Annotated in this window: 11 protein-coding genes and 1 rRNA gene (1 of these 12 running past the window's edge); 1 reads left to right on the top strand and 11 read right to left on the bottom strand. The window is 36.0% G+C overall.

The genetic code is table 11. The annotated features are described in order from the left end of the window. The 11 genes from ORNRH_RS07260 to rplM all read right to left on the bottom strand — a co-directional run. Positions 1 to 883 (bottom strand): 16S ribosomal RNA (locus tag ORNRH_RS07260) (it extends 634 nt beyond the left edge of the window). 567 nt (positions 884 to 1,450) lie between these two features. Then, positions 1,451 to 4,261, bottom strand: a complete 2,811-nt coding sequence (gene uvrA / locus ORNRH_RS07250) for an excinuclease ABC subunit UvrA (RefSeq protein ID WP_014791233.1) — start codon at positions 4,259 to 4,261, stop codon at positions 1,451 to 1,453. Positions 4,262 to 4,438: 177 nt separating this feature from the next. Continuing rightward, positions 4,439 to 4,744 carry a DUF493 family protein gene (locus tag ORNRH_RS07245; protein WP_014791232.1) on the bottom strand — a complete coding sequence of 102 codons (306 nt, stop codon included), beginning with the start codon at positions 4,742 to 4,744 and terminating at the stop codon, positions 4,439 to 4,441. A gap of 53 nt (positions 4,745 to 4,797) precedes the next feature. After that, positions 4,798 to 5,442: a pyridoxamine 5'-phosphate oxidase gene (gene pdxH / locus ORNRH_RS07240; RefSeq protein ID WP_014791231.1), complete on the bottom strand. Its 645-nt coding sequence runs from the start codon at positions 5,440 to 5,442 to the stop codon at positions 4,798 to 4,800. 6 nt (positions 5,443 to 5,448) lie between these two features. Further along, a complete protein-coding gene (locus tag ORNRH_RS07235) occupies positions 5,449 to 6,246 on the bottom strand; it encodes an aminotransferase class IV (protein WP_014791230.1) in 798 nt (265 codons plus the stop codon). 15 nt (positions 6,247 to 6,261) lie between these two features. After that, entirely contained in the window at positions 6,262 to 6,642 is a 381-nt protein-coding gene (locus ORNRH_RS07230) for an START-like domain-containing protein (RefSeq protein ID WP_014791229.1), read from the bottom strand. Between the two features lie 162 nt (positions 6,643 to 6,804). Continuing rightward, positions 6,805 to 7,710 (bottom strand): tRNA (adenosine(37)-N6)-dimethylallyltransferase MiaA, encoded by a 906-nt coding sequence (gene miaA, locus ORNRH_RS07225; protein WP_036601122.1) that lies wholly within the window; start codon positions 7,708 to 7,710, stop codon positions 6,805 to 6,807. 91 nt (positions 7,711 to 7,801) lie between these two features. Next, a complete protein-coding gene (gene tsf / locus ORNRH_RS07220; protein ID WP_014791227.1) occupies positions 7,802 to 8,626 on the bottom strand; it encodes a translation elongation factor Ts in 825 nt (274 codons plus the stop codon). Positions 8,627 to 8,699: 73 nt separating this feature from the next. Further along, positions 8,700 to 9,452 (bottom strand): 30S ribosomal protein S2, encoded by a 753-nt coding sequence (gene rpsB, locus ORNRH_RS07215; protein WP_014791226.1) that lies wholly within the window; start codon positions 9,450 to 9,452, stop codon positions 8,700 to 8,702. Positions 9,453 to 9,709: 257 nt separating this feature from the next. Next, entirely contained in the window at positions 9,710 to 10,096 is a 387-nt protein-coding gene (rpsI, locus tag ORNRH_RS07210; RefSeq protein WP_014791225.1) for a 30S ribosomal protein S9, read from the bottom strand. A 5-nt stretch (positions 10,097 to 10,101) separates the two neighbouring features. Then, on the bottom strand, positions 10,102 to 10,557 hold the full coding sequence (gene rplM / locus ORNRH_RS07205; RefSeq protein WP_014791224.1) for a 50S ribosomal protein L13: 456 nt from the start codon (positions 10,555 to 10,557) through the stop codon (positions 10,102 to 10,104). Between the two features lie 406 nt (positions 10,558 to 10,963). On the opposite strand from rplM, the gene ORNRH_RS07200 reads away from it, so the two are divergent. Further along, the gene (locus ORNRH_RS07200) at positions 10,964 to 11,713 is read left to right on the top strand and encodes a 5'-nucleotidase C-terminal domain-containing protein (protein WP_014791223.1); all 750 of its coding nucleotides are present in this window, start codon (positions 10,964 to 10,966) and stop codon (positions 11,711 to 11,713) included. Positions 11,714 to 11,717 lie beyond the last annotated feature (4 nt).

Raw genomic sequence — 11,717 nt, 5'->3', positions numbered from 1 at the left:
GAACGTACTCCCCAGGTGGCTAACTTATCACTTTCGCTTGGTCTCCGAAGATCACTCCCCGAAAACGAGTTAGCATCGTTTACTGCGTGGACTACCAGGGTATCTAATCCTGTTCGCTCCCCACGCTTTCGTCCTTCAGCGTCAGTTAATACTTAGTAACCTGCCTTCGCAATCGGTGTTCTGTGTAATATCTATGCATTTCACCGCTACACTACACATTCCAGCTACTTCAATATCACTCAAGACTAACAGTATCAATGGCAGTTTTATCGTTGAGCGACAAAATTTCACCACTGACTTATCAGCCCGCCTACGGACCCTTTAAACCCAATGAATCCGGATAACGCTTGCATCCTCCGTATTACCGCGGCTGCTGGCACGGAGTTAGCCGATGCTTATTCGTATGGTACCTTCAACTACCTACACGTAGGTAGATTTATCCCCATACAAAAGCAGTTTACAACCCATAGGGCCGTCTTCCTGCACGCGGGATGGCTGGATCAGAGTTCCCTCCATTGTCCAATATTCCTCACTGCTGCCTCCCGTAGGAGTCTGGTCCGTGTCTCAGTACCAGTGTGGGGGTTCACCCTCTCAGGACCCCTACAGATCATCGCCTTGGTAGTCCGTTACACTACCAACTAACTAATCTGACGCATGCCTATCCTTATCCAATAAATCTTTCAATTTTAATCGATGCCAATCAAAATCTTATGGAGTATTAATCCGAGTTTCCCCGGGCTATCCTCCTGATAAGGGCAAGTTGCATACGCGTTACGCACCCGTGCGCCGGTTTCCTTAATCCGAAAATTAATTCTCCCTCGACTTGCATGTGTTAAGCCTCCCGCTAGCGTTCATCCTGAGCCAGGATCAAACTCTCCGTTGTAATTCCTTAAATTTTGTAATTATAACGCTCAAAGTCCACCTCCTGATAACTCATCGAATTGACACTTGGCTTTTATTTTTCTTCTATCTTTTAATCTTAATGAACTTCTCTATCTTTCTCGCCTCATTTCTGAAAGCGGGTGCAAATATAGTAACTTTTTATTTCCTACCAAAACTTTTTTGAAGTTTTTTTTTGCCACCGAACCACCCTGAAATCGAAACGGACTGCAAAGATAACATCTTTTTCTTATCCTCCAAAAAAATATTTCTTTTTTTTTGTTTTTTTTCAATTTCTTTCTTTCAATGAACAAGCCTTTCTGTTTCAAAAGGAGTGCAAATATAGGTACTTCCTACCTTCCCCTCCAAATTTTTTATCCACTTTTTTCGTGTGTTTTTTACATATTTTTCGCAATTAGCTGTTTTTCTTTAATTTACAATTTGAAGTTTTTTATCATCTTCTAGAGATAATGGCTCTATTGAGATGATTTATTAGAGGGCATGTGTATATTTTGGAATACTTATATATAGTTATTATACAAAAAAGAGAGCTTAAAAACTCTCTTTTTAGTTATATAAATTGTGCTGTAATACTCTTCTTCGATTTTTTTATCTCATTGGGCGTGCCTTGTGCTACGACGGTTCCGCCTTTTACTCCTCCTTCTGGTCCTATATCTATTATATAGTCTGCCATACGAATGACATCTATATTATGTTCTATAATAATTATGGTATTGCCTAAATCTACCAATCGCTGTATTACATTCATCAAAACTCGTATATCCTCAAAATGCAAGCCCGTCGTAGGTTCGTCTAATATATATACCGTTTTTCCTGTTTGTTTTTTGCTCAACTCCGTGGCTAGCTTAATTCGCTGAGCTTCCCCACCACTTAATGTAGTCGATTGCTGCCCTAAGGTGATATAGCCTAAACCAACTTCTTGCAACATTTTTACTTTTTGATAGATTTTAGGAATTGGCTGGAAAAACTCCACAGCTTCATCAATAGTCATATCCAAAACATCAGAAATGGATTTACCTTTATATCTTACCTCCAGAGTTTCACGATTGAATCTCTTGCCATGACAAGTTTCGCACGGGACATAGATATCTGGCAAGAAGTTCATCTCGATTTGTCTTAATCCTGCTCCTTGGCAGGTTTCGCATCTACCACCTTTTACATTAAATGAAAATCTTCCTGGCTTGTAGCCTCGAATTTTTGCTTCGGGAAGATTTGAAAACAATGCACGAATGTCTGAAAATACACCTGTATATGTGGCTGGATTGCTTCGCGGTGTGCGCCCAATCGGTGACTGATCGATATCAATGACTTTATCTACATGTTCTAAACCATTGATTTCCTTATAAGGCATTGGCTTTTGAATAGCATGATAGATTTTTTGATTTAAAATTCGGTATAAGGTTTCGTTGATGAGCGTAGATTTTCCGCTCCCCGAAACACCCGTAACCACCGTTAATGTACCGAGTGGAATTTTTATATCTACATTTTTTAAATTATTTCCACTTGCGCCCTTTAACTCTAAAAAATCGCCCGAACCTTTGCGTGGCTCTTTTGGGATTTCGATTTTTTTAATTTGGTTGATGTAATCGGCGGTGAGCGTTTTAGCGTTCTTCAATTCGCTTGGTTTTCCTTGCCACACAATTCTCCCACCTCGTTTCCCTGCATATGGACCGATATCCACCACATAATCTGACGCCATAATCATTTCCTCGTCATGTTCTACCACAATGACTGAATTCCCAATATCCCGAAGATTTTCTAAAGAATGAATTAATTTTTGATTGTCGCGCGGGTGCAATCCAATTGAAGGCTCATCTAAAATATACAAAACATTCACGAGCTGTGTCCCAATTTGAGTAGCCAAACGAATCCGCTGTGCCTCTCCTCCAGACAAACTTTTGGAACTTCTGTTTAGACTTAAATAATTAAGTCCAACATCCAATAAGAATGCTATACGCGTTTCAATTTCTTTTAAAATCTCTTTGGCAATTTCTTTCTCGCTTTTCCCAAGTTTTTTAGGCAAAGATTGAATCCACTCGTGTAGATTTTCTAAATCCATCGCCGAAACTTCTGCGATGTTTTTTTCATCGATTTTGAAATAAAGCGATTCTTTCTTTAATCTTGTTCCCTCGCAAGTAGGGCACGGTGTAGCCTCGGCATATCTTTTTTCTAAACCAGAAGATTTTGTATTTTCTTTATCGTTGATGATTCGTTCAAGATACGGAATCACACCTTCGAAATCTATGCTAAATTTCTTTTTAACTTTTGATGCTTTAAGCTCAATTTCTACCTCCTCTACTCTACCGTACAAGATAGCATCTTTTGTTTCTTCGCTTAAATCTTGAAAAGGCGTTTTGTCATCTTCTTCAAACTTTGCTAAAATGTATGCTATTTGCTGATTGAAATATTTTTTATGCTTAATATCTTCCATCGGAGCAATGGCACCTTTGGCTAAACTTAAACTCGGGTCTGGAATTACGCTATTGGGCTGTATGGTTTTTACAGTCCCTAGTCCATTGCAAGTAGGACACGCCCCTTTTGGTGAATTGAACGAAAATGTATTTGGCTCTGGCTTAGGATACGAAATTCCCGATGTAGGACACATCATTTCTCGGCTAAAATATTTGACTTCGTTTTTGTCGTAATCATAAACCATCATGACATTTTCACCTTGTGACATTGCTGTTTCAAGGCTCAACTGCAATCTTTCATTGGTAGTTTCATCATTTAATAATAGTTTATCTACCACAATTTCGATGTCGTGATTTTTGTAGCGATCGAGTTTCATGCCTGGCTCAATGTCACGAATTTCGCCATCTACGCGCACTTGCACAAAACCTCGCTTGCCGATTTGCTCAAACAATTCGCGATAATGCCCTTTACGAGTTCGCACCACGGGTGCCAAAATCGCAATTTTCTTGTTATCGTATTTTTCTCTGAGCAATTCTTTGATTTCATCATCGGTGTAACTTACCATTTTCTCGCCCGTAACATAAGAATATGCCGTAGAAGCTCGGGCAAAAAGCAAACGCAAAAAATCATACACTTCGGTAATTGTGCCCACCGTAGAACGCGGACTTTTGGAAGTCGTTTTTTGTTCAATCGCCACCACAGGAGACAGTCCGTCGATTTTATCAACATCAGGACGCTCCATTCCGCCTAAAAGTTGGCGTGCATAGGCTGAAAAAGTTTCGATGTAACGGCGCTGACCTTCGGCATAAATCGTATCGAAAGCCAAAGAAGATTTTCCGCTACCGCTCAGTCCCGTAAAAACTACTAACTGATCTCGCGGAATTTCTAGATTTAAGTTTTTGAGATTGTGTTCTCGTGCTCCGTATATTTGAATGCTATCGTTTTCCATGTAGAAATTTGAGGCGCAAATTTACGAATTATTATTGAGAACGAAATCTCTGACCAATTTTGAAAATTGTGAATTTCAATATTTTTTGATTGATTTTTGGATTAAAAGAATAAATCTATAAAAAAAGCTTCAATCCAAATGGATTGAAGCTTCTTAAAAAAATTAATAATTATGAATTTATAGCATTATGATGCCTTCTATTTCCCCTGCTTTTTTATAGTAATGAATGACTTGATCTGCATCTAGCGCATAAATCACCGCTGTGATACTTGTATATTTTCCATTTTTAGATTCGCGGTTTTGGAATTGTGCTCTAGCACCATCAAACACTTTTTTAAGCTCTGCGATTTTTTGATTATCGGTCGGGAGAATGAATTTGTATGTAAAATCTTTTGGAAATTCTTCAACTTTATTTAATTCTTCCTTTAATTTTATATAAAATTCTTCTGTTTTTTGTTCTTGGTTTTTATTTTCTTCGCTCATTTTATTATTCTTTTTGATTTAAAGTTCTATATCAAATTTTAAACCAAAATAATTTATGGTGCTAATCTTTCTATTTTCCAATCAAAATCTTCTTGCAAAGTATAGCGAAGCCTGTCGTGCAGGCGGTTTGCCCTGCCCTGCCAAAATTCCATGCTCACAGGTCGCACCAAGTAGCCTCCCCAATTTTCTGGCCGGTGCAAATCATCTTGATATTGCATCTCAATTTCTCTTACTTTATTTTCTAAAAAATCGCGATTGGGCACCACCGAACTTTGTGGCGACACAATTGCACTAATTTGGCTTTGTTTTGGTCTCGACTCGAAATAGCCATCAGACAGATTTTCAGGTAATTTTTCTGCTTCACCTTTGATGATTATTTGTCGTTCAAGCACTGGCCAAAAAAACGATAAGCAAATTTTATTGTTCGCAGCGATTGCTTTTCCCTTTTCGCTATCGTAATTGGTATAAAAAATGAATCCTTCGTGAGTGAATTTTTTAAGCAAAACTACACGCGTTTTCGGAAAACCATCTAGCCCCATCGTTGCCACACTCATGGCATTTGCCTCACTGATTTTCTCTTCATTATCTGCCACATAAAACCAATCTCTGAAAAGCTCCATTGGGTTATCAGAAACCTCACTTTCAATCAATTGAAACTTCTCGTAGCTTTTTCTGTAGTCGCTTAAATCTTGTTCCATAATACTTTAGCTTAAACCAAATAATTGATTAACAATACTCTGTGTATATTCGTTTGAAAACTGTGTTTTCTTAAAGCTTTTCAATGAAACGATTCCCTCTCCGTCAATTGCCACAAAAACTTCGTCGGCTTTTGTAACAGCAAACGGGAAAACACTCCCCTCTTGCACTTCATCAAATTCGGGTAATTTTTTAGCAGTATCTAAAATTTTGTTTCTCAAAACGCTTGATTTAGCCCCATCTTCTATGGAAGGCGTAGAAATTGTTGTCCCTTTGATAACAAAAATGCTTCCTTTTAAACTTCTTGCCAATTCTTTTTTGTCATTTTGAAGTAATAAATCTGCAAAATCGTTTTCTTGGCAATAAATGTCTAAAATATGATTTACGGGATTTAAGAAATTAATTCTATCGAAAAATGTGTTTGGGACAAAAGACTCACGATACAAATCCATCGGGTAATCCTCAAAACGATATAAATCCTGAATTTCGTGTGCTCTTACAGTAAAATTGATTTTGTTTTTGTGGTATAAAACATCGAATCTTATTCCTAAATTTTCTTGAGGAAATTCTTCTAACAAATTATTAATTTGATTTTCAAAGAATTCTGGCGTAAAACTCAAAGGAATTTCGATACGGCTCATGCGCATCGCTGCCATTAAATTGAAATAATGTAACTCTGCAAACAAAATCTTGTGCGAGATCACCAACAATTTTTCTGTAATGATGAGCCCATTTTGAAAGAAATCATTGTTTAAATCTAGCTGAGCCTCAGATGCTTCAATGATATTCCCGTTAAAATTAATCATAATTGTATTTTTAGGTTAAGAACCTATAATATGTTTTAAATCTTCTAATTGACTAGCCCATAAATCTTTAGCCTCGTCTAATTCATCTTCTTCGGCAAAATCCGTTACAATCAACGAAACATCTCCCGTTAATTCATCTTCTTGGATTTTTAGCTCAAAATAATATTTTGAATCCTCGTCGTGTTCCCAACGAAAACGCACATATTCATCGAATTTAGAACGAATTAAATGAGCTACTTCCTCATAATCGTCCCAAATAAAAGTGAATTTATCGCTTCTTGAGTTTACATTATCGGCAAACCACTCGGAAAGCCCCGATGGTGTTGATATATAATTGTATAAAAAACTTGGCGAGGCTTGTACCGGCACCTCCAATTCATACTTTTTCTTCGACATAGGATTTTAATTATTTTCGCAATATATAAATTAAAAATTATTTCGAAAAAAAGAAAATGAAAATAATTAATCACAAAAATTCACATTTCCAATCAATTTTCTGAATTTCAAACATTTAAATACAATTAAAAATTGATAAATATGTTAATTATCAGCAAAAAATCATTGTATTTCAGAATTTATATAAGCGATTATTTGTTCAATTTCATTGGGGGCAAACCACCTAATATTTTCATCTTTTCGGTACCAAGTAAGTTGCCTTTTGGCAAATCTTCTCGTATTTTTCTTGATTTCCTCAATGGCAAAGTCCAGAGAAATTTCTCCGTCAAAATAATGGAATAATTCTTTGTAGCCCACGGTGTTTAAGGCGTTCAAATTTTTAAATTTATAAAGATTTTTAGCTTCTTCGAGCAATCCATTTTCAATCATAATATCCACTCTACGATTGATTCGGTCATAAATTTCCTCTCGAGATAAAGTAAGCCCGATTTTTATGATATTAAAATTCCTTTTTGATTGATTTTTGGCTAAAAAACCTGAGTAGGCTTTCCCCGTATGGCGAATAACCTCCAACGCACGAATCACACGATGTGGATTTTGAGTGTCCACTTTCTCAAAATAGGCTAAATCTTTATTTTTTAATTCATTTTGTAAAAAATCTAGTCCTTTTTCATTCAAATCAGAATTTAATTGCTCTCGCACACTTGGTGGAATATCTGGAAAATCATCGAGCCCTTGCGTAATGGCTTTTTCATACAAACCAGAACCTCCTGCCATAATCAAAAAATCGTTTTTTTGAAAATATTCAGTTATAAATTCGATCGCATCTCGCTCAAAATCCCCTACTGAATAGTCCTCATGAATATTCAACTGCTGAATAAAATGATGCTTAACCTGCGACAATTCATCTGGACTAGGGACGGCTGTACCTATGCACATTTCTTTGAAAAACTGCCTACTATCACTTGAAATGATTTCTGTATTAAAATGCTTGGCAAGTGCAATGGCTGTTGCTGTTTTTCCAATAGCCGTAGGGCCTACAATTACCACAAGATTCTTTGAATTCATAAACACAAAAATAAAAAAAAGAGGCTGAAAACGAAATTTCAGCCTCTTTAGTATTATAAAAAATTAGAAAATTATTTTTTCTATGTGCAAATTAGATCGCTACTCTTACGAAATCTACGATTGTAACACCAGCTTTTTCTGAATTTACATAATCTTTTACAGAAACTTTGTCTCCCATGATATATTCTTGGTTTACAAGTGTAGTTTCTTTAAAGAATTTGTTTAGTTTACCTTTAGCGATGTTGTCTAACATAGCTTCTGGTTTACCTTCTTGTCTTAATTGCTCTTTAGCAATTTCTACTTCTTTGTCGATAACTGCCTGATCTACTTTAGATTCATCTAATGCAATTGGATTCATAGCAGCTACTTGCATAGAAACATTTTTTGCAACTTCTGCAGCGTTATCAAAGCTTTCGCTAAGACCTACAAGAGCAGCAATTTTGTTTCCGTTGTGGATATAAGAACCTACAAATGGAGCTTCTAATGTTTCGAAGAATTTGATATCTAATTTTTCACCGATTACACCAGTTTGCTCAGTTAATTTATCAGCTACAGTCATTCCTCCCATTTCAGATGCAAGGAAATCTTCTTTAGAAGAGAAATTAAGTGCGTGGTTAGCAAACTCTTTAGCCAAAGCTACGAAACCTTCTCCTTTAGCAACGAAATCAGTTTCACAACCTAAAGCTACGATTGCACCTTTAGTGTTGTCTGCATTTGTAGCAGCGATAACAGCACCTTCAGAGGTTTCTCTGTCAGCTCTTTTTGCAGCTACTTTTTGTCCTTTTTTTCTAAGGAGTTCAATTGCTTTATCAAAATCACCTTCTGCTTCTACTAGGGCTTTTTTACAGTCCATCATACCAGCTCCAGTTTCGTTTCTTAATTTGCTTACTTCAGCAGCTTTTACTTGATATGCCATGTTTTATATTTTAAAATTTGTTATACGAATGTACTATTTTATAATTATTTAAAGTTTAAATAAACATTAAAAATTATTCTTCTTCGTTAGAAGTTTCTGTATCTCCGTCTTTGTTTTGTTTTGCTTTTTCTTTCTCAGCTTTTCTTACAGATAAACCTTCTTTGATTGCATCTGTAACAGTCTGCATAATGATTTCAATAGATTTTGTAGCATCATCGTTTGCTGGGATTGGGAAATCTACTTCTCTAGGATCAGAGTTAGTATCCACCATAGCAAATACAGGAATGTTCAATTTTTGAGCTTCTTTAATCGCAATGTGCTCGTTTACGATATCCACAACGAATAAAGCTGAAGGAATACGAGTCATGTCAGCGATAGAACCTAAATCTTTTTCTAATTTAGCTCTTTGACGATCTACTTGTAATCTCTCTTTTTTAGATAAACTTTCGAAAGTACCATCTTTCTTCATTTTATCGATAGAGTTCATCTTTTTCACAGCTTTACGAATGGTAACAAAGTTTGTTAACATTCCACCAGGCCAACGCTCAGTGATGTAAGGCATGTTTACCTCTGCAGAGTATTTAGAAACGATGTCTTTAGCTTGCTTTTTAGTAGCTACAAACAAAATTTTTCTTCCTGAAGAAGCCATTTGTTGAAGTGCGTTGCAAGCATCTTCTAATTTTACAGCTGTTTTGTGAAGATCGATGATGTGGATTCCGTTTTTCTCCATGAAGATGTAAGGAGCCATGTTAGGATTCCATTTTCTAGTTAAGTGTCCAAAGTGAACACCAGCTTCTAGCAATTCTTTTACGCTTTTTTTTGCCATTTTTTAATTGTTTTAAATTAGTTTACTTTCCGCTAATCAGCAATCAATCCAGTGGTGGTCATGACTTTACATCAATCGCCCGCTGCATTTGGATGCTAAACTAACCGGCTTTTGTTTTATTTTAATTATAATTGTTTAATTTGAATTTGGAAAAAACATTCATTAATTTAAATAGGAAAAGTTTGCCTAGCACGAAGACTAAGCAAACTAATTCTTTCTTCAAAAAATTGAAATATACTTTTCCAACAGAAGATTGATTAACGTTTTGAGAATTGGAATCTCTTACGAGCTTTCTTCTGTCCGTATTTCTTACGCTCAACCATTCTTGGGTCACGAGTAAGCAATCCTTCTGGTTTCAACAACGCTCTAAACTCTTGGTTCACTTCGCAAAGTGCACGAGATAAAGCCATTCTGATAGCCTCAGCTTGCCCAGTAATACCACCGCCGTGTACTAGTACATTTACATCGTACTGGTCTACAGTCTCAGTAATCACGAAAGGTTGCAATACTTTATATCTTAATACATCTGTACCAAAATAAGTTTCTAAATCACGACCATTGATTGTGATTTCTCCTTTTCCTTCTTGGATATAGGCTCTAGCAACAGATGTTTTTCTACGCCCTATTTTATGAGTGATAGCCATATATTTTATTTGAATTCGTTTATATCTATTGTTCTTGGTTGTTGTGCAGTTTGTTCATGCTCTGCACCTTCGTAAATTTTCACATTTTTAAGGATTGCTCTTCCCAATTTATTTTTAGGAAGCATACCTTTAATAGCTTTCTCTACCAATCCAGTTGCATCTTTTGCAAAGAATTGCTTTGCAGAGATACTTCTTTGCCCTCCTGGGAACCCAGTATATCTTTGGTAAACTTTATCAGACCATTTATTTCCGGTCAAATTGATTTTATCTGCATTTACGACTACTACATAATCACCACAATCTGCATGTGGGGTAAAATTAGGCTTATGCTTTCCTCTTAGTAATTTAGCCACTTTAGATGCCAAACGCCCTAGAGACTGCCCTTCTGCATCTACCAACAACCACTCCTTATTAGCGGTTTGCTTGTTTGCTGATATTGTTTTATAACTTAGTGTATCCACCTTTTTGATTTTTAAATAATTATTATGTACTTTTGGATAAAATCGGGTTGCAAATGTAAGAAAAACTTTTAACCCTACAAATTTTTTTATACTTTTTATTTATTATACAATCCCGACCTCTGCTGCCAAGTCAAATTCAATGCGTATTTCTATCAACTCAACATTATTTCTCTAAAACACTATCATCTACGTTTTTTTGTTTCGCATACTTTATAACATATGAATTAAAAAATTCACTCAACAAGAATATAAACATTCAAATCTCCTTCTCTAAAAAAGTATAGAAATTAGAAAATTAACTCAATGCTTTAAGTGTCCATTTTTAAATCTTTACATTTTTTTAGTCATGAAAAAAGCCTTTATTACAAATATTTTTTTCAATTTTGTAAACAAGAAAATTACAAATATGAAAAAACGCACATTTTCAGTGATTTCATTGGCTAGTGTTCTCGCGTTTACCGCTTGCCAAAAGCAACTTTACAAACAGCCCGAAGTTGCGCAACAAGAAATCAACATTACAGCAGAATATGCCCCAAGCCCTGAGCTTACCGAAATAATTGCTCCCTATAAAAAGCAACTTGACCAAGAGATGGACCAAGTGCTTACCTACAATCCTTATGAATTAAATAAAGGAATGAATGCGAATTTGAGCAACCTCCTTGCCGATCAACTGCTTGAAGCGGGGAATAAAATTTTTCAAAAAAAATATCATCACGATATTGATGTAGCTTTGCTCAATGCTGGGGGGATCCGCAGAACTTTTACGCCTGGAAACATCACGGTACGCAGTATTTTTGAGCTGATGCCATTTGAAAATGAAGCCGTGGTGGTAAAACTCAGTGGCAAGGATTTTATAAAAATGATTGATTACCTCAAAGAACACCGCAAAAAAGGACACCCAATTGCTGGTTTAAGCTTTTCGCTTGATGGTCCAGATTTAAACATTATACTTAGCAACAATCGCAAATTTGATGTGAATAAGTCTTACTGGGTGATTACCAACGATTATTTGCAAAAAGGTGGCGATGGCATGACTTTCTTAACTCAGCCCGAAGAAATCGTAAATATCAACGAAAAACTTCGTGATATTTTTATTCAAGAATTTAAGGCAAACGACACTTTACAAATCAACAACAATCCAAGATATTTACCCTAAAATC

The organism is Ornithobacterium rhinotracheale DSM 15997 (genome assembly GCF_000265465.1).
In the GTDB taxonomy this organism is placed as follows: Bacteria; Bacteroidota; Bacteroidia; order Flavobacteriales; family Weeksellaceae; genus Ornithobacterium; species Ornithobacterium rhinotracheale.
The sequence above is the reverse complement of the archived record's forward strand: the minus strand, read 5'-3'. Positions and strand labels throughout refer to the sequence as shown.

What these genes read in the sequence shown, in the direction of transcription:
- rpsI (WP_014791225.1), bottom strand. Translation starts at nt 10,096, where the DNA reads ATGGCTATCACTCATAAAATAGGGCGTAGAAAAACATCTGTTGCTAGA.
- tsf (WP_014791227.1), bottom strand. Translation starts at nt 8,626, where the DNA reads ATGGCATATCAAGTAAAAGCTGCTGAAGTAAGCAAATTAAGAAACGAA.
- ORNRH_RS07200 (WP_014791223.1), top strand. Translation starts at nt 10,964, where the DNA reads ATGAAAAAACGCACATTTTCAGTGATTTCATTGGCTAGTGTTCTCGCG.
- ORNRH_RS07245 (WP_014791232.1), bottom strand. Translation starts at nt 4,744, where the DNA reads ATGAGCGAAGAAAATAAAAACCAAGAACAAAAAACAGAAGAATTTTAT.
- uvrA (WP_014791233.1), bottom strand. Translation starts at nt 4,261, where the DNA reads ATGGAAAACGATAGCATTCAAATATACGGAGCACGAGAACACAATCTC.
- rpsB (WP_014791226.1), bottom strand. Translation starts at nt 9,452, where the DNA reads ATGGCAAAAAAAAGCGTAAAAGAATTGCTAGAAGCTGGTGTTCACTTT.
- pdxH (WP_014791231.1), bottom strand. Translation starts at nt 5,442, where the DNA reads ATGGAACAAGATTTAAGCGACTACAGAAAAAGCTACGAGAAGTTTCAA.
- ORNRH_RS07235 (WP_014791230.1), bottom strand. Translation starts at nt 6,246, where the DNA reads ATGATTAATTTTAACGGGAATATCATTGAAGCATCTGAGGCTCAGCTA.
- miaA (WP_036601122.1), bottom strand. Translation starts at nt 7,710, where the DNA reads ATGAATTCAAAGAATCTTGTGGTAATTGTAGGCCCTACGGCTATTGGA.
- ORNRH_RS07230 (WP_014791229.1), bottom strand. Translation starts at nt 6,642, where the DNA reads ATGTCGAAGAAAAAGTATGAATTGGAGGTGCCGGTACAAGCCTCGCCA.